This window comes from Bacillus sp. PK5-006 (assembly GCF_054161415.1).
This window is the reverse complement of sequence record NZ_CP096414.1, coordinates 319,707-338,054: the sequence shown is the minus strand read 5'-3', so window position 1 is coordinate 338,054 and position 18,348 is coordinate 319,707. Positions and strand designations below refer to the sequence as shown.

The 18,348-nt window shown below is 41.3% G+C and carries 21 protein-coding genes and 1 pseudogene; 1 reads left to right on the top strand and 21 read right to left on the bottom strand.

What is annotated here, in order from left to right; translation table 11 throughout:
* Positions 1–38: 38 nt before the first annotated feature.
* From M1D84_RS01690 to M1D84_RS01675, 4 genes are all read right to left on the bottom strand, one after another.
* Positions 39–851, bottom strand: a complete 813-nt coding sequence (locus tag M1D84_RS01690; protein WP_103131736.1) for a zinc-dependent metalloprotease — start codon at positions 849–851, stop codon at positions 39–41.
* A 224-nt stretch (positions 852–1,075) separates the two neighbouring features.
* Positions 1,076–1,576: a YwgA family protein gene (locus tag M1D84_RS01685; protein ID WP_024426378.1), complete on the bottom strand. Its 501-nt coding sequence runs from the start codon at positions 1,574–1,576 to the stop codon at positions 1,076–1,078.
* A gap of 30 nt (positions 1,577–1,606) precedes the next feature.
* Positions 1,607–2,908 (bottom strand): HD domain-containing protein, encoded by a 1,302-nt coding sequence (locus M1D84_RS01680; protein WP_044330970.1) that lies wholly within the window; start codon positions 2,906–2,908, stop codon positions 1,607–1,609.
* A 170-nt stretch (positions 2,909–3,078) separates the two neighbouring features.
* Positions 3,079–3,300: a YuzB family protein gene (locus M1D84_RS01675; RefSeq protein WP_003215259.1), complete on the bottom strand. Its 222-nt coding sequence runs from the start codon at positions 3,298–3,300 to the stop codon at positions 3,079–3,081.
* A 242-nt stretch (positions 3,301–3,542) separates the two neighbouring features.
* Here M1D84_RS01675 and M1D84_RS01670 point away from each other — a divergent pair, with 242 nt between their 5' ends.
* Positions 3,543–4,352, top strand: a complete 810-nt coding sequence (locus tag M1D84_RS01670; protein ID WP_073207760.1) for an RsfA family transcriptional regulator — start codon at positions 3,543–3,545, stop codon at positions 4,350–4,352.
* A 33-nt stretch (positions 4,353–4,385) separates the two neighbouring features.
* On the opposite strand, the gene M1D84_RS01665 is transcribed toward M1D84_RS01670, so the two are convergent.
* The 17 genes and pseudogenes from M1D84_RS01665 to pta form a co-directional block, all read right to left on the bottom strand.
* Complete coding sequence (locus M1D84_RS01665) at positions 4,386–4,619, bottom strand: DUF5970 family protein (protein WP_024426379.1); 234 nt, start codon at positions 4,617–4,619, stop codon at positions 4,386–4,388.
* Positions 4,616–6,892 (bottom strand): annotated as a pseudogene (locus M1D84_RS01660) (glycosyltransferase). Before M1D84_RS01660 ends, M1D84_RS01665 begins: the two are co-directional and overlap by 4 nt.
* Before the next feature lie 118 nt (positions 6,893–7,010).
* A complete protein-coding gene (locus tag M1D84_RS01655; protein ID WP_073208432.1) occupies positions 7,011–7,496 on the bottom strand; it encodes a tetratricopeptide repeat protein in 486 nt (161 codons plus the stop codon).
* A 40-nt stretch (positions 7,497–7,536) separates the two neighbouring features.
* Positions 7,537–8,382 (bottom strand): lipoate--protein ligase family protein, encoded by an 846-nt coding sequence (locus tag M1D84_RS01650; RefSeq protein ID WP_103131845.1) that lies wholly within the window; start codon positions 8,380–8,382, stop codon positions 7,537–7,539.
* A 239-nt stretch (positions 8,383–8,621) separates the two neighbouring features.
* Positions 8,622–9,017: an SMI1/KNR4 family protein gene (locus M1D84_RS01645; protein ID WP_458106384.1), complete on the bottom strand. Its 396-nt coding sequence runs from the start codon at positions 9,015–9,017 to the stop codon at positions 8,622–8,624.
* A 19-nt stretch (positions 9,018–9,036) separates the two neighbouring features.
* A complete protein-coding gene (locus M1D84_RS01640) occupies positions 9,037–9,300 on the bottom strand; it encodes a hypothetical protein (protein WP_283859708.1) in 264 nt (87 codons plus the stop codon).
* Positions 9,301–9,369: 69 nt separating this feature from the next.
* Complete coding sequence (locus M1D84_RS01635; RefSeq protein WP_024426384.1) at positions 9,370–9,642, bottom strand: hypothetical protein; 273 nt, start codon at positions 9,640–9,642, stop codon at positions 9,370–9,372.
* 221 nt (positions 9,643–9,863) lie between these two features.
* Complete coding sequence (locus tag M1D84_RS01630; RefSeq protein ID WP_044330988.1) at positions 9,864–10,196, bottom strand: hypothetical protein; 333 nt, start codon at positions 10,194–10,196, stop codon at positions 9,864–9,866.
* Between the two features lie 22 nt (positions 10,197–10,218).
* Positions 10,219–11,913: a T7SS effector LXG polymorphic toxin gene (locus tag M1D84_RS01625; RefSeq protein WP_458106383.1), complete on the bottom strand. Its 1,695-nt coding sequence runs from the start codon at positions 11,911–11,913 to the stop codon at positions 10,219–10,221.
* A gap of 11 nt (positions 11,914–11,924) precedes the next feature.
* The gene (locus tag M1D84_RS01620) at positions 11,925–12,203 is read right to left on the bottom strand and encodes a YwqI/YxiC family protein (RefSeq protein ID WP_411209681.1); all 279 of its coding nucleotides are present in this window, start codon (positions 12,201–12,203) and stop codon (positions 11,925–11,927) included.
* Positions 12,204–12,207: 4 nt separating this feature from the next.
* The gene (locus M1D84_RS01615) at positions 12,208–12,606 is read right to left on the bottom strand and encodes a YwqH-like family protein (protein WP_024426388.1); all 399 of its coding nucleotides are present in this window, start codon (positions 12,604–12,606) and stop codon (positions 12,208–12,210) included.
* Positions 12,607–12,781: 175 nt separating this feature from the next.
* Entirely contained in the window at positions 12,782–13,048 is a 267-nt protein-coding gene (locus M1D84_RS01610; RefSeq protein WP_024423787.1) for a hypothetical protein, read from the bottom strand.
* 13 nt (positions 13,049–13,061) lie between these two features.
* On the bottom strand, positions 13,062–14,396 hold the full coding sequence (locus M1D84_RS01605; protein ID WP_024426389.1) for a TRAP transporter large permease subunit: 1,335 nt from the start codon (positions 14,394–14,396) through the stop codon (positions 13,062–13,064).
* Positions 14,397–14,439: 43 nt separating this feature from the next.
* Positions 14,440–15,318 (bottom strand): prephenate dehydrogenase/arogenate dehydrogenase family protein, encoded by an 879-nt coding sequence (locus M1D84_RS01600; protein ID WP_458106382.1) that lies wholly within the window; start codon positions 15,316–15,318, stop codon positions 14,440–14,442.
* An 11-nt stretch (positions 15,319–15,329) separates the two neighbouring features.
* Entirely contained in the window at positions 15,330–16,001 is a 672-nt protein-coding gene (locus M1D84_RS01595) for an RraA family protein (protein ID WP_122631618.1), read from the bottom strand.
* Between the two features lie 152 nt (positions 16,002–16,153).
* The gene (locus M1D84_RS01590) at positions 16,154–17,005 is read right to left on the bottom strand and encodes a MurR/RpiR family transcriptional regulator (RefSeq protein ID WP_103131745.1); all 852 of its coding nucleotides are present in this window, start codon (positions 17,003–17,005) and stop codon (positions 16,154–16,156) included.
* A 132-nt stretch (positions 17,006–17,137) separates the two neighbouring features.
* Positions 17,138–18,109 carry a phosphate acetyltransferase gene (gene pta, locus M1D84_RS01585; RefSeq protein WP_024423792.1) on the bottom strand — a complete coding sequence of 324 codons (972 nt, stop codon included), beginning with the start codon at positions 18,107–18,109 and terminating at the stop codon, positions 17,138–17,140.
* Positions 18,110–18,348 lie beyond the last annotated feature (239 nt).

The window sequence follows — 18,348 nt, the reverse complement described above, 5'->3', positions numbered from 1 at the left end:
GGACAAGCACATAGGTGTTTGTCCTTTTGTCTCTTATTTTATCTGTACCACGCTTTGTTACGGTTCACTTGATTTTTATGAGCCGCATCGAAGAAATCGACTGTGTAAGAATAATCATAATTCATTAGGCAGACAATGCCGCTTCCTTGAGGGTCGTGCGGTAAGCCAAAGTTATGACCGTATTCATGCGTAGCCGCTTTTGCAGTGTTCGCTGTTCCTTGATCAAGGTTAACGGCGAATGCACTTCCGCTTGGTGCACTATTGTAGACATAAGCGATTCCGCCAGCATCAAAGTTTGGATTTGCTGTAAATCCAGTGACAAAATCGTATCCTCTGCCATCAAAGCTGCGCGCAAGGTTGGAAAGGATTTGTGATGAATTTGATCCCGAAGACGTCCAAGATCCTACGGCTTGTACGACAAAGTCCACATCATGATCACGGTTAAACGTGACATCTGCTTGCTCGATGATGCTGACAATCCGTGTTTGCCAGTCACTATATTTCGCACGATACTGCGCATCAGCGACCGCATAGACAGTGACCTTCTGACTGCCTGTACTTGCTTTTGTTGAAATAGAATCTCCTGTATTGGCCTTAAAGGTTCTCGAGCCTACCTGCTTACCAGACTCATCTAATACCTTTGTTGTCACATCTCGTTCAATTGGAGGTGCTGTCGTCAAATCTTTAAAATCTTTTGCTTTTGGCAACCCCTCACTAATATGGGTTTCGAACGGCGCATGACCATGATCATGCCCATGACCTGCACTCGCTACTGGTGCTGAAGCTGAACTTACCCCCGGTAACAAACTACCTACCAATAAAAATGACAAAAAGACTGAACGCTTTTTCATTCCTATCCCTCCTTTGTTTTTCACAAGGTTATATATTCACTGAAAATTCACTATTTTCCTTCTATTCAGTCAAAAACAGGGAATTAGATGCACAGGAAGAAAGTCGAATTACGTCATTTTCACTAATTTTTCGGATATTTTGACACACATTTCATCGAAAAATAGCGCTTTTGGTCTGGGTCTTACAAAACAAAAAAAGCCCTGAAATTTGGGCTTCTGTTCAACTAGTTCAATTCCTTCAACTGATCAATATAAGCAAGGGCCGCCTCAAATTCTTCGTCCGTATAGCGCTGCTTGCTTTTAATGGTGAAGACCTTTTCCTTCACCTCATCTTCTGGCAGGTTATCAAAATATAATATCGTTGAGACAAGCTCTAGGAAACGGGATGATTGCTCGTTCATCTGCTGCGTCAGCGCTTTGAGGTCAGGCATGTCCACTTCACACTGATCAAGAAACTCTTTCCCATTGTCCGTCAGCGAATAGCGATATTGATAGTATCCGCCCTTTTTTTCCTTCATTTCGTCCAAGAATCCAAGGTTGCACAGCTCTTCAATTCTGAGCGTCAACTCCTCTGAATAGGGGCCATAAAAATGAAAATCGTATTTCTCGTAAAAAGGCAAATCTAGCTTTTTTGCTATGTAAATCATCTTTTGCAGCTTCTTCCGTCCAACGATTTCCCCTGATTCAGAGAATACCTTCATCAACTTTGCATGCTCTTTCAACAAATTCCCGACATCTCCTTTTTCAGTACTTCCTTATCCCAAACCAAGCAGCTTCATGATCGCCTTCTTTTCTTCAGCTTTTTCCGACATATCTACAATTAAGTCCATCGGGAAATAAAGTTTATGATCGGTTCTTCGTTTACCGGAAATGGCGTCAACAATATCTGACTGTCTCGACAGTTCTTTAATATGACCACTTTGCGTCAAAAGGTGGATTGGCAGCCTCTCTTCTTCCTCCCCTGGTCTGTAGAAGTCATAGGGCAAGTCAGAGGAAGAGTCGACCACTAAATAATAGTCAGGATCAATTCCGGCCTCCTTGAACAAGGCGGTCAGCTTGAAATATTTCGTCATTTCTTCATTTGGATTAAACTCTGTATATTGGAACAATCGGCGGTTCATAAAACGGCGGCACAAATCAGCCAGCACGTGATCTTCTTCATCTTCCCACGCCTGAAAATAAAATAAGACAATGGATTCATCCAGCTTAATATAGTCCTCTGTGGTGACATTCCCCTCAAAGATTGAATAAAAGTGAACGGGGGCATGTGTAAAAATATAACCCGTTTCATGCAGCTCTTTTGCACGGTGAAGAATTTTCGTTAAAATGACTTCCGCACTGCGTGTCACTGGGTGGAAATAGACTTGCCAGTACATTTGATAGCGGCTCATAATATAATCTTCAACCGCATGCATCCCGCTCTGCTTCATCACAATCTGATCTTCTCTCGGGCGCATCACACGTAAAATACGTTCCATATCAAAGTGACCGTAGCTGACGCCTGTATAGTAGGCATCACGCTGCAAATAGTCCATTCGGTCGGCATCAATTTGACTTGAGATCAAACTGACCACCTGTTTGTTTTGATACGTTTTGGCAATGACTTCAGCCACATGCTTCGGGAAATCATCACTCACCCGGCAGAGCACTTCATTGACTTCCGTCTGCCCTAAAATAATATCTCTTGTAAACGATTCATGGTCTAAGTGGAAGACCTTTTCAAAGGAATGAGAAAATGGACCATGTCCGAGGTCATGAAGCAAGGCTGCACTAAGTACAAGCTCGCGCTCCCCTTCATCCCATTCAGGCCGCCCTTTAAACACATCATCCACAATTCGTCTCACAATCTCGTATACACCGAGTGAATGATTGAATCGGCTGTGTTCTGCACCATGAAACGTCAAATAAGTAGTTCCTAGCTGTTTAATTCGTCTCAGGCGCTGAAACTCTCTTGTTCCTATTAAATCCCATATTAATGCATCCCTTACGTGAACATAACGGTGTACAGGATCTTTAAATACCTTTTCCTCAGATAATTTCCCTTTTGGATACGCCATCGTTTCGTCCCTCTTTTTTTAAGACGTGTTTCTATTATATCGGGTAACTTTTCCCGAAAACATCCTTGAATTTGCTGGTGAATGTGTTCTCAAAGATTGCACGGACGTAAAAAGCCCGACCTGACAGGGACGGACCTCTTTTTAGGTCGACTGAACACATTCAGTGACATTTATTTGACTTTTTTTTGAACCTTTTCAAGTAATTCATCTTCTGTTGGTGCGGATAATGGGCGATTGTTCACAAACGCAAAAGCCTTTTTTCGTCCTGGACCACAATAGGATTGACAGCCGATCTCAATTTTTGCATCAGGGTCAACCGATTTGAGTCGAGGCAATAACGTCTTTAGGTTCGTCGCATCACAATCGTCACATACGCGAAACTCATTAGCCATGGTCTTACGCTTCCTTTCAATGATGATACTTCATTCTATATGAAACAGTTGGACAGCCAATCGTGAATAATATACCACCCAACATTGTACATCGAAGCGGCTGGACTTGCAAGACGCTTTACCGCCCCAATCCCGAGCTTACATAAAAGCTAGTATTTTCCACTATCCTTTTAGCAAACTTGTATAAACCTTCTTGAACTTGGCTAATCTAATACCATCAAATCTTATGGGGGTTTAAACACATGTCAAAACAAAGACAAGATGCTTGGTCAGAGGAAAATGATCTCCTCCTGGCAGAAACCGTCTTACGTCACGTCAGAGAGGGCAGCACGCAGCTAAATGCGTTTGAAGAAGTTGGAGACAAGCTGAACCGCACCTCAGCGGCATGCGGATTTAGATGGAACGCTGTCGTCAGACATCAATATGAAAAAGCGTTGGCACTTGCCAAAAAACAGCGAAAACAACGGATGCGCGCACTTGGCAATGGCCAGCCTGCGAAAAAACGATTACTTTATCAGCCGCAAGTAGAAGAAACGGTTACTCAAGAGGAATTCTCACAGGAACTGGAGCCAGCAAAGGAAGAAACATTTGCACCAGCAGCTGAAACGGCCGAACAGCTTCAGTTTGTGGATCAAAGCTACAATGAAGAGTTAGCTAGTTTATCACATTTATTGTCACAGGCTGCTCCTGCCCCAAATACGGCAGAGAAAAAGCCGGAAGCAAATCCATTTAGGCAGCATCAAGAATTAACCATGGACGATATCATTAATTTCTTACGCCGTTATGAAGGCGATGGTCAGCAATCCACTGCCTTACGTATGGAAAACAGCCGCTTAAAACGAGAAAACAATGAACTTTCTCATAAAGTCTCGCAGTTAGAAGCTGAAGTGAAGAAGCTTGAAAAGGATCAGCTCACAATTCAAGAAGATTATGAAACACTCGTGAAAATCATGAACCGTGCAAGAAAACTAGTTTTGTTTGAAGAGGACGATAGTGCCGCACCAACCTTTAAAATGGACCGGAACGGCAACCTCGAAAAAATGGCAGAATAACAAAAAGTGCTCCCCGCCTCGGGAAGCACTTTTTTAAATGCCCAAAAATAGCATCACACTAAAAAGGACATTGATCAAAAACACGAACATAAAAATATATCTGACCTGCCTTACCTGAAAATCACCAAACATAAAAATATAAAGACCTGCGATGCCAAGTGTCAGGACAGGCTGAAGAAATGGCACTAAAAGCGAAATGCCGTAGCCGGCTCCCATGATGACAGGAAGCCATAGTAAATAGAGGTAACCGCCGTTTTTGGATTTCAAGAAACCACTCCCTCTCTTTCTTCTATCTGCTTGATTTCAGGCTGAACAAACTTGAGTCCGGCCATTGTGCGGCCGCGTCTTTGTGATGTCCAGACCGCAATCGCCGGCTGATCTGTCAGAGATTCTGTGTCAATGGTGATCAGCACTTTCTCATGTAATTTAATGACTTCTTCAGACTCTATTTTACACCCAGATACACTAATATCATGTATGTTCACCGGCACCTTCTCTTCTAACCGGCCCTCATAGGACAGCGTGCCTGTCACGCTTTGCAACGGTCTTCTCACCCATTTGCGCCGCAAGGCCCTTGGTACTTTCTCCGTTTCTCTTATAAAGCGGAGAAATGTCCGAACAGCATAGGATTTTTTCTCACGATCCGTTATCGATACATGCTCTCGTGTGAATAAGAAACGGATCAATGATAGGTACTCTGATTTTTCTGTATCAGTAAAAGCAACACCAACCATCAGCTTGTCTCCCTCTGGATGGCTCCAAACCACATCACACGCCACACTTTGATCCTATGAAAAGAACAATTGCATTTGTCCTTGACTTAAAGAAGAAGCTTGATCCAATGGAATGGATAGACGCGCACCTGAATCACTCATGTCTAGTAGAAAACAAGCAATCGACTCATCTTGATGATCAGAACAGAGCTGTCCCTCTTTTTCTATGACAAACCGCTCTGATTTTCGATAACGCGGACGATCAAACGCCACAATCAGTGCCATGAATAGACCTGCACCGTTATAAAGCACCCAAAAAATATTAATCAACGTGAGATCAGCATTCATCGTCCCATTTACCTTCATATCGTATCCTATTTTCACAAGGACAAGCAATGAGAGCAGCAAGAAGATCAAATGAGGAATCATCGTTTTCAAATGAAAATGTCTCTTGTCCGTTTGAATTCCCTTCGGCGTGACAAGGAATTCAACCCTCTTCTTCAAAAACAGCTCACTTAAAGCTACACCAGCCAGATGGAATGCCATAGAGCTTTCGTAAATATGACTCCAAAACATACTTCTTTTTTGATTCGACACCAGTTTAAACGCTAAATACGAACTAAAGAACGCCGGCAGCCAAAACATAAAAATGGACTGGAAATCTGCCCAGAAACTTTGAATACCAAATAATAAAAACAATATTGGTGTAAGAATGTAAATCATTTTAAACAAACCGTTAAACCAATACACAATGCCATCTAAATAAAGAACTCGCTGCATAAGCGTTAAGCCGCGAACCTTCAATGGATTAAACTTACGGGCGCACTGAATGTTCCCTCTCGACCACCGGTCTCTCTGCTTTAACAAATCAAGCCAGCTTTCAGGTGCCAGACCGACGGCTAATACTTCTCCGACAGACACAGATTTGAACTTCCCTTGGAGAAGCATTCCGGTCGCCATGTCTTCTGTAATCACTCCAGTAGCAAATCCGCCAATTTCCTCTAAGGCCGTTCTTCTAAATACAGTATTACTCCCGACATACATCACCGCATTGAACCGATCCTTACCAGCTTGGAGGGTTTGCATAAAGAAGTCCTGTTCATTTGGAATTCGATCCTTCGAGAACATATTATATTGGAAAGGATCTTCGTTATAAAACGCCTGTGGAACTTGAACAAACGCAGTCGCTCCATCATGAAAGTAAGGCACTGTCTTTTCTAAAAAGGCAGGAAGGGGGACCATATCAGCATCAAGTGTGAGAATCAGCTCCCCATTCGTTTGAGACATCGCATGGTTTAAATTACCCGCCTTAGCAAACTTGTTATCTGTTCTTGTCAGATAATGAACGCCAAACTCAGATGCAAGCTGCTCCACAGACTCCCTCTTGCCATCATCACATAAATAAATATGGACGCTGTCTTTTGGATAAGAGAGATTCAAACAGCCTGCCACCGTGCGTTTCAGCACTTCAATTGGTTCATTATATGTAGCTATGAAAATATCAACTGTTGGCAGCCTGTCCAAATCACTGATCATGACTTGTTTCCGATTTGAAGGCTTCCAAACAAGTGTATAAAACACAAGCAGCTGTAAAAAACCAATACATTCACAGGCAACAAGCAAGATGCCCATTATCATATTAAATGTACCTTCATGCGGCAGTGTAAAGAAGAGACGCCAGCAAATATAGGCAGCATTTGTTAACACACAGAGCACAATGATGATTTTTTTAACAGTAGAGGCCAGCGGCTGAATACGATACATCACATACAACACAGACAAAACACAAAGCATCAACAGCGGGTAATACGTGGTGAATAATGACAACAAATTTACCTTCTTTCTTACGCCATAAATGACTATCACATATAAAATTCCATAACAAAGGAGGGGATTTTTTCATCACATTGCCCCTCCAAATCTGTTCAAGCAGCCAAATCAACTATTATTTCCATATCCTATCTAACTGATTTGAATAAAAATCAATCGCTTTTCGATAACTTAAAATAGCAGGATCTTTTGTCGTTTCAGTTAAACAGTTCAGTAATATTTCCATCGCTTTGCTATGTTCCTTTAAATTATACAAAGTCATGGCATAGAACGTTTGAATGGCTTTGTTGTCCGGATAAGTTTCCATCCCTTTTAGGAATATCTGTTTTGACTTTTCATATTCTCCTAAAGTTCTGTATGTACTTCCTAACCCTAGTAAAGCGTCTTCTAGTTCTTCTGAAGACAATCCTAACTCAATGGCCCTTTCATAAAAAAAGACAGCTTGCCTTTCCTCTCCTAACAGGTCATAACTCCAGGCACATTGATAATGAATAGAGGCATGGTCTGGATACTCCTCTACAAGATGAGACAGCATTTCATTTGATTCTTGAAGATGTCCACTTTTTCGAAGTTCAATGGCTTTTTCAAGCTTTGTTTCCATCACTTCACCTCTACTCTTTTCAAGATGAAAAGGCTGATATTTATGAAAACAACTTTTCATTCCGTTCAATCATCCGCGTCATGTTTTTCTCAAATTCCAGCTGTTCTTCTGCGTTCAGGCCCGAGGCTGTCAGCTGATCACTGAGTTTTTGAAGCTCCTCTAGTAATAAACGCATAAGAAGTGTACAATCAATCGGTTCACCGATTAATTCTGATAAGGATGCCATCGTATCCGGCTGTATATCAGGAAATACTGCCTTCACTTCTTGCCGTTTATCCTTTAAGGCGGCGTCATAAAAACGGCGGATCAAGTCGGCACGTTCACGCCCGCTTCCATCTGCACACAAATAAATTTGCACAGCGACCCCACCGCGTAATCTACGCTGAGAAATGCCTGCAAATTTCTTTCCATTGATACTTAAATCGTAGCTGCCTGGACAATAGGAGCCGACTATTTCATAGGCTTCAATGTCCACCTCGTACATCGACAGCATCCGGCGGATCAATTCCACCATCGCATCATATCCGCGGTCAATATCAATGCCCTTCTTTTGTTCCGCAAAGATTAAAGACACATTCAGTACACCTTCATCCAGCACCACAGCAAGACCGCCTGAGTTGCGCACAATCACACGATATCCCTCTTCCTCAAGCAGCTTTACGCCATCTTGGAGAAATGGAAGTCTTGTATCCTGAATCCCAAGCACAATCGTATTGTGATGCACCCAAGAACGGGCTGTCGCTGGTGAAAGGCCCTTCCCCACCGACGCGCAAAGCGTATCATCCATCGCAAAGGATTGCTTCGGGTCCACATAAAGACCGAGACTCGACTGATCGATGATACGCCATTTTGGCTGTGTCAGTAACTCAATAGGTTCATTTTTCATCTCCTGCATATCCTCTCGTTCATAAACTGTGTTTATTATAACATGTGATGAATGGAGGGAGAATGCAAAAAGCTCTATGACATTTGGCGTCACAGAGCGTTTCAGTTGGATGATTTGGTTTTCTTGTTCTTGCTTTTCGAGATGAAATAAACAGTTGCAATTAAAACGACAGGAACCCCAACCACGAGGCATGCAGCGATCAATGTATTCCACGGCAAATCGATCATCTCCTTAATAGACTAAACTTCTATGAAACAGCCCTCATTTACCCAGCTCAACAATTCTTCAGCGACCAATTCCGAATGCTGAGGGTCCATTACACCAGCATCCACGATCCATACCTTTTTCTCCTCTTCAGCAAGCCGCATGAGAAATACTTGCCCGCCGCCATCGTCGCCAATCGCCACATAGCCGCTTGCATATTGCTGAACCTCCCATGTTTTATTGCGCTCCACCATGTCCTCCGTCCCGTATAGAAGCACCTCACCGCCAATGGAAAATCCATTTGTCTGTTTCAGCAATTCCTTATAAGCACGGGGCAGCACCATGTTTAGCTGGGATTCTGCCTCTTTGATATGTATGTCACTTACTGGTTTGTTCACGTGCAGATGTGGGATTTCAGGTAAATTGAGCATTTTAAGAGCCTCCTCTATGTTAAGCAGCTGATTTTTTTATGACCCTTTTATACAAACGAAGAAGCATTTTTAAAAGAAAATAGAAAATGACCACGTCAAGTATAAAACCCCACAATAGAAATTCAAAAGCATGATGTCCGTGCAGAACTAGCCAATCAATAGGGAAACCGCGATAATCAGCATCTGCGTAAGAAACTCCTCTCAGCAAAGCTGTTCCTATAACAATCAGAACACTGATACTTAATAGACAGTTGGATGTTTTTTTGTTTTGTTTATGTTCCATAGGCATTCCTTTCTCTGTTTTGCAGCCCGATACAAGACTTGATTCCAGTACTACAGACAACCGTCCTATCTATGACAGCATTTCTTTAAGCAAACTCTCTGCTTTATGTAATTCATCTAGAAAGGGGTTTAGATAGTCATTATAACTATCCAAATAAGCTCTCACCCCGCCAATGATCAAAATCTTTTGGAGATCTTCATTGTTCTGAATGATCCTTTGTGCATTTTTATATCTTTTGTATATTAATTGGAGAACACCTTGATTGATTTCTTGTGGATATTCTTTTTCTAGGATGTTGATGACTGTTTGGATTTGTTTCGTTAGTTGTTGTTTTTTGTTCATTGAACGCTCCTATTTTCAAGGTTTTATTTAAATCATTCAATGATACTTTACTGTTAATAATATTTATTGAGCTTTGATGATACACATGCGCTACCATATTTCAGCCCAAACTGCCCCAGTTATGAACCTACAGAAACCGATTTTGCCAACGATCAACTTGAAGCATATTTCGCTAACTCATAAATAATAAAAAGGCCCTCTTACCGAGCGCTTGTCAATTGTTACTCATCTGCCAATTCCCATACTATTTGACCATCTACCAAAATCTTATTTGGTGGATCATCATAAAGAGATATCTCAACTAAAGAGCTTTTCTCTTGAATTAACCAATCGTATACACTGCCACTGTTTTCATTAGGATGAGATAGAATATCATTTACTTGGAAAGCAGCAGCAATATATTCTGTAAAATGAATATCATCTTCATCTAACATATTATTTGTTTCAAAAACTGTATCTAGTTTTCCTAAGATTTTCAATCCATTATTCCATTCCAAAATCATATCTTTTTTTTCATACTTTATTAATGTTCCAATCAAAGAATCATAACCCATTTTTTACCTCCAATTCATCATTTTAAGGCCTCGCTGGTACGATGTGAGCACCATCTTTCCCATAATGTATCATTCCCTTAGTAGTCTCTTCATACTTTCCAGTATCAATATTATAGTATTTTCCTATCGCTTGGCCAAAGTCTATTCTTTCTTTATTCTTACCCAATTCTTTGCCTGTCCCTGCATATTTATCCAGCAATTCTTGTGCCTTTTTATTATCTCCGTAAAAAATGCTTTTCTTTTTTCCATTTGCTACTTCTTGCTTATAATTTGGTGTTTCTGGAATATGTTTTTCTTGAGCTCCTGATTTTACTTTTGCAGGGAAACCATTTACTTCACGGTACGGTCCTTTTGGTACAGATTGTTTACCGTAAGTAGGTGTTTTAACCCTCTTCACATTCTTCCCTTGATCCAACCTAAAAACATATTTCCCAACCTTCACTATCTTCGTCATTGGGATGATAGAGGCGGCGGATAGTGCTTGGTCTGTGCTGCTGATATTTTGGCTGGTTTCTGGGTCTTTGCCAGTAACGGCTCGGTAGCCGTCGTAGATGCCTCTGTATTCTAAGATGATGTTTTCGGTGGTTGAGACGACTTCACCGTCTAATATGCGTTTAGCGTTGCCACGGCTGCGGCTTTCTGGAATTTGGTCGACTTCTTCTATTCTTATTTCGCCGTTTGCGATATACGTTCGGATGATTTGTTTATTGGCGTAAACGGTGTATCTTCCACCAATAAAATCAATATCCGACGGATCCGTGACGACTTCATCTGCGATGTCGAATTCTTTTAACTTTTTAATGTCTTTTACGTTGTATAGTTTACCATTTATGACTCTGATGTCTCTATGAATCTTGTTTTTCCCGTTCACAGCTTCCTTTTGTAATGTCGTAAGCGATGGATCGTTTGCTGTGACTTGTTTACTGATGTTTTTATGGTTGTCATTCCGAACAATCGTCTCCACATTCGCCTGTTGTTTCTCTTTCAGTTTCTTCAGCATGATCATCAATGGATTGTCTTTTGGGGTGTCTATTTTATCCTTCAATCCACTGATGGTGCTGCTTACTTTTTCTTCTTTTCCATCTTTTAAAATAGATCCCTTTTGATAGCTCGTAATGTCGATTTTTGGGCCGGTGAACATGGTACTTAAGATATCTATGTATTGCTTCATTGTTTGAAGGGAGCTTTTGGTTTCATGTAAAGCACTTGTCTGCTCCCGGTCAAATGCATGAAGCAGACCAATGGTTCTTGAGGTCTCGAGCCATGCCTTTTGATAGTTTTGCTGAAACACTGATTCGTCTACATTTGGTAAATGAACAATATGACCAACTCTGCCGATGGCGTGGTTTACCTCTGATACAATTTCAGAAATCGTTCGTTCAGCTTTTTTTAAGCCTTGATCAAGATCATGTTCGATAAATGCTTGTGATATAAAGCCGTGCTCATTTGATTCTAGCGCGTGAAGAGCCTGCTTTGTGTTTTTCAATGCGGCGCTATATTCCTCAATGACGACCTGAAAGAATTGCAGGAAGGGAATATGGCATTCTGTATAAAAGGCGCGGATGGCTTGTCCCGCCTCTCCCTTTAGTGCGCCATCGAGTGAGATGATGTGATTGATTTGTTTTTCTAGGGAGCTGATTTGCTGGGACTGCTGCTTTAACGCATTCAGCGTTTGATCTATTCCGTTTATTAGCGCAAAGGCGTCAAGGGTTTTCATTGCGTTCTCCTTTATTTTCTTTTACTGCTGGAAGCAAGCGCCTTGTCCGTTTCAATCATGGTGTTCACCGCTTGTTCTGTTTGTACAAGCTGTTTCTGAAGAATGCCTATATAGGATGTACTTAATTCGTTCAGCTGCTGATTGATCTTTTCTAATGTGTCTGCCGTCAGGAGATGATTTCTCCCTTTGATGGTGGTTGGAAGGGCTGCATTCATTTGAGCGCCTGATTGCTTTGTATGCTGTAATACTTGTTTGACCTGACTGGCATCTATTTTAATTTCTCTCGTCATGTGACTACCCTCTTTTTTCTTCCAGTTGTTTCTGCTTTTCTTTCTCTATTTTTCTTTCAACCGAATGAATTTCATGTTCTAACGAATGGATATCCGATGTTAAATCACTGATTTTCTCATTGATTCGATTTAATAGATTGGTTAGCTGTACACCTTTTATTTCCTGACTGGCGGAAGCCATTTCGTCTCGAATGTCATCAAACGTGTCTGCCAAATGGCCAAACCATGTATGTGATGTCAGGTCTGGATGTGTGATTTTTTTGCTGGCATCTGACAGGGCCCACTTTGCCTCTTTGATTTCTTTTCGGCACATATTGAGTTCGATGATTTGTTCTTTTTTGATAGATATATCTGCCTTTAACGAATACAAGGCTGCTTTATATCCGATGATTGCTCCAGATATGGTCAAACACCTCTATTCCTTAAATAGTCCTCCGTTATGTTACCATTTACTAGCACAAGAGGCATATGATTGAAAGTGAATTTACCAAAAAATGAATCGTATGTATTGGGTTTTAATACCTATTTCTCGCGCGCAAAAAAGCTGGATTCATTTACTGAATCCAGCTTTTTATTCCTTATTTGAGCGATTCACCTGCTGATGCTGATGGATGATCGCTAAATGAGGTGTCTTTCTTTTCAGGAATATAATTTAGAGAGAAACCAACAAGACTGAAAAAGGCACTTAACACCAATGTTGGGTTTTTGAATAGGTTCGTACTTGCAATGATCATATCTCCCTTTTGCAAAAGAATCCCTAGTATTTGACCGAATACCAACAGGGCTCCTGACGTTAAGAACAGGACAAGCAGCACTTTAAATAAAAATTCCATCAATGCTCTCATGTGTTTCTCCTTTCTATACTGGAAGTATTCCCATTCCGATGAGCCAGCCAATTCCTACGATTGGCAGCATATAGTAGAGAATCAGCGGTATAAACGTTTTCTCCGGTCTGGCTCCTGCAAGACCAGAAGCAATGAAAATTGATCCTGATGCCGGTGGGGAAGCGCCTTCTGTTGATGAAAAAGCAAGAATGGCGACAACAGCCACAACTGGATCCACTCCGACTGAGACTAAAGCTGAAAATGAGACAAGTCCAACAGCTGTTAATGTGGCTGTAGAAGATAATGGTCCAGCCACCAGCGTGACAAGAATACCCACAATGAGCACCATGAGCCATTTCGGAATGGTAAGTACTGATGTGATTTGCGTCAAGTCTTCTGCCAATCCTAATTCAGCAAGCACCTGACTAGCAGCAACAGCAAACAGCATCAAGGCACCGATCGTTGTAAACTTAGGAATAGCCGACTTGAAAAACTGAGACCAATCTAGTGCAGACGCCTTTTTTCTTCCAATTGTTAAACTAATTAACATCATGAGAATCGGAATCCACGTAATTAAAGAAATTTGATCCATAGCCTCTGGTCCAATGTTTGGATTACTTTTCAAGTAGTTTGCCAGTGGACCTATCGTGACAATGATAGGAATCAAGGCACCGAAAAAAATAAAGATCGACTTCCACCCTTGTTTCACAGCTTCCCTAAAAGGAAGAATATCATCTGGCGGCATGGCCTGAATTTTATTCTTTTTCACCAGAATATACACAAGAATAAATCGGTATACAACTTGATACAGTCCTCCTATTAACAGGGCAATATATAAATCTCCCTCAGATACAAGGGCTGCAATTGGTGCAAACCCCAGCATGATAAACATTGAAGAGTTCGGAGGCAGTGCCGCCCCAAGTCCGCCATTCCCTGCTAAAATGGTCGCTGTATGCGTTCGGCTCCAGCCTGATTTAATCATCCAAGAAGCTGTGATAGAGCCAGTGGCCGCTGTGTTTGCAGAATTTGAACCTGAAAGAGCACCTAAGACTGCTGAACCTAACGTACTCATATAAGCCGCTCCACCGGGAAGTTTTCCTACAACCGAATTTAAGATTCGCAAGAGTGCATGAATTAATTCCAGCTTTTCAATTAAATAAGCCATGAATACAAATGCGACAGCTGCATAGAGCACCTCATATGTGGATGCAAATTTTAATCCATCCCAGAAAAGTCTTAATGCATCCAATCCGCCAAATAATGTGGTTGCAATAAAGCCTAATAGCATGGCTTCTCCCATATTCCGCTTCACGACGACATTCCATATAATGATGACAGCTATGAATACAATCAACGCAATAAAACCCATATCGTTTTTTCGCCTCCCCTTCATTAAATAAAACGCTTACAATTTATTGCCCCTGCTGCATCACGTCAATGACTTCTTCCCAGCTGGCCGGCTTTTTCCCATTAAACCGTTCAACGAATTGAAAGTCTGCTAATCTCTCTAGCTTCTGTTGTGCTGCCCGAGACATACTGGCATCAACCTCTGCTTCATCCAGCATTTCAATAGAGCCAAGAAGCTCGATCGCTCGTCTTTTCGCATGAAGTGCACTCCCTGTCACAAGACGGTTCATGGTCTCTTCAAAACTTTTGCTATCCATTGTATCGCTAAGTGAAGAAATCACTTGATGTTCCACGTTGTACTTTTTTGAAATTTCCAAAAATTCAACCATGAGACCAACGATCCCCTTCATATAAACGCTTCTGATCAGCTTCAAGGCCGAAGCATCTCCTGGCTGGTCACTGATTTTTTTAATATTCATGCCATAAGCATTCATTACTTTCATGAATTGGTCAGTTCCACTGCCGCTTGCCGTGATCGGAACCTTGTGTTTGTTAACTGGAAGAGGCCCTAGCATGGCAGCATCTACGAATAGAGCTTTTTGCTTTTCAATTTCGTTTGCCACTTGTTTTTTGATGTCTGGTGTTGATGCCGATACATCTACATATAATTGATTCTCTTTCAAACTTCCCGATACGGATTGGGCCACTTCTAAGGTTTTATTCGCTGGCACAGCAGCAATGACAATATTAGATTTCTCAATGACTTCACTAATACTGCTGGTTAATTGAACTCCTGTCTGCGATGCTTTTTCCTTCAACGCGCCAGCCAATTTCTCGTTTTGTAATAGTACATCATACGCATAAAATTGATCTAATCCTTCTGTTTTCAATCCTGTTGATAACTCATATGCAGCTTCTCCATATCCAATAAAGCCTATCTTCATCACAGATTCCCCTATCCCTGATATTTTTTCATTCTGCCTTCCAGCCATGCCGGTGCTAAGAGACTGATGTCTTGCTTTCCTTCGTTCATATACTGTTGAATCGTTTGTAATCTTTGATTTTCATACGCTTGTTTCTCTTCCGCTAGTGTCAGCAGGTGTTCCGCCTTTTCCTTTGGTACGATGACGACTCCATCATCGTCAGCAATGACTAAGTCACCTGGTGCTACTTTGACACCGCCGCACGAGATGGTTTGATTCAATTCCCCAGGACCATCTTTAAAAGGTCCGTTTGCCATAAACCCCTTACTGTATATTGGAAAAGCCAGTTCCTCTAAAGCGATTTTGTCTCGAACAAGCCCGTCAATTACAATTCCTTCTATTCCTGCAGCCTTTGCTACACCTGCCATCAATTCCCCTAAATATGCATGGCCCTTATGGTCTTTTCCATCAACAATCAGTACATCTCCTTCTTTCGCAGAGTAGATCGCTTGATGAAGAAATAAATTATCCCCTGGCCGTAAGCTGACGGTAAAAGCTGTACCTACTATATTCATGCCTCTTGCAACTGGTTTGATTTGATGATCCATCGCACCGGTGCTTCCCATCACATCTGCCAGCAAGGTCGAGTTCAGTTTTTTTGCCCGATCTATTAGATCATTTGACACGAATTGAACAGTACTCATTGTTGCCATCATCCCCTTTTAGTTATATTCATTACATTTAATTTTATATAAAGTAATATATATTACTTTTGTGATAAGATCATACCATCTCATTTTTATTTAGTAAAGCGCTTTCAGAAAATTTTAAAATAAAAAAATGAGTCACCACACGACTAATGTGTTGTGTGATAACTCATTTTCGTTAACATATGATTGATTTGATCTAAACGAGGTTTTGTCCTTTCAGGATCATTAATGGCTAAGGCACTTAAAATGTAATCTACGATAAAGATAGCAGATACGACAGAGTTATGAGAGCCCGCACTTGCTGAGGAACATGGTAATACATATTGTGCATACTTAGTTAGTGGAGAGCTGTAGCTGTCTGTAATTAAAAGCACTTCCACCCCATATGACTTCGCTGCCTCCAGCAAGTCCTTTATACGCTTTGCATAGCGAGGATAGCTGACCGCTATAATGAAATCATCAGATTGAAAATGAACGAGTTCATCCACCCAGTCGCTTTTGTCCGCATCAATATATTGACAGTTCCCCAATAGCCGATTGATTCCAAATGACAGATACTCGCCAACAGGTCTTCCACTTCGGACACTTGTACACAGAACCTGGCGGGAGCTGGCTATTTTTTCAACAATATGCTGAAAAGTTTCTTCCGTGATATTGTCTAAAGCGTACTGGATATTTTGAAATTGCAGCTCGACATGATTATGCAGGAGCTTACTTTTATTTGAATGTTTGAGGTTCGCTTCAAGTCTCGTTTGAGGGGCAGCTTTATGCTTCATATTTGATTGAAGCTCTTTTTGAAGCTCGGAGAAACCGGAATACCCTACAGCAGCAGAGAATCTCATGATGGTCGCTGTACTCGTCCCTACTTTTGACGCCAATTTATCTACTGTTAAAAACGCGACCTCCATTGGATTTTGCACGATATAATCTGCAATTCTCCTTTGTGCCTCGGTTAATCCCGCAACCTTATGCTGAAGCTTATGTATGAAATCGTCCATTATAGCACCTGCCTATTCTATCGGCTTTATCTACGATCAAAATTTTTTCTTTTCCCCCCTATATTGTACACATTTGTCATCAAAAAAACAGCCAGCACGAATCTATCGTACTGGCTGTCTTTGTCGAGATCATTATAGTGCTTGAGCTGCTGTGATAAGCGCAAGGTTGTAAACGTCTTCGGCATTACAGCCTCTTGATAGATCGTTTACTGGCTGGTTTAAACCTTGAAGGATAGGACCTACAGCTTCAAAGTTACCTAAGCGCTGTGCAATTTTGTAGCCAATGTTTCCAGCTTCGAGGCTAGGGAAAACAAATACGCTGGCGTCGCCTTTGATGACGGAATCTGGCGCTTTTTTCGCTGCTACTGAAGGAACGAAAGCTGCATCGAATTGGAATTCTCCATCAAGTACAAGCTCAGGTGCCTTTTCTTTTGCAATGCGAACTGCTTCAGATACTTTTTCTGTTTCGTCTGATTTTGCTGAGCCTTTTGTAGAGAAGCTAAGCATTGCCACACGTGGTTCGATATCAAACATTTTTGCTGTGTTTGCACTTTCGATCGCAATTTCAGCTAGATCTTGGCTGTCTGGTGCAATGTTGATTGCGCAATCAGCAAACACATATTGCTCTTCGCCGCGAGCCATGATGAAGACGCCAGATGTTTTCTTTACGCCTTCTTTTGTTTTAATGATTTGAAGTGCTGGACGCACTGTGTCAGCAGTTGAGTGTGCCGCACCGCTCACAAGTCCGTCTGCAAGACCTTTATACACAAGCATTGTACCGAAGTAGTTTTCATCCAGTAATGCTTTTCTTGCTTGCTCTTCTGTTGCTTTGCCTTTACGTCTTTCTACGAAAGCTTGTACAAGCTCTTCAAAACCTTCATATGTATGAGGATCATACACGTCAACACCATCAAGTGTAAGACCTAATTCTTTTGCTTTAGCTTCAACTTCTTGTTTTTTTCCTACCACAATTGGCTGCAATACTTTGCCATCTGCTAGTTTTTGAACGGCTGTTAGAATGCGTTCGTCCATTCCCTCAGGAAAAACGATCTTTACTCCTTTACCTGCAACCTTTTCCTGAACTGTTGAAAAAATATCTGCCACTTCAATACCCTCCTTGATTTTACAAAAAAAGCGTTCTCTTTTAAGCATACTCTTCTTCTACCTAAATTCAAACTACCAACTTATATTATAGCGCTTACAAATTAAATTCTTATTTTTCAAACTAATTTAATCAATTTTGAAAAAAGCTGTTTTTCTCGTTCAAGTTTTGATCACATCTCCATTTGGACAAACTATGTTATAGTTGGAACAGATGGAAAACTGTTAATAGGAGTGAAAGA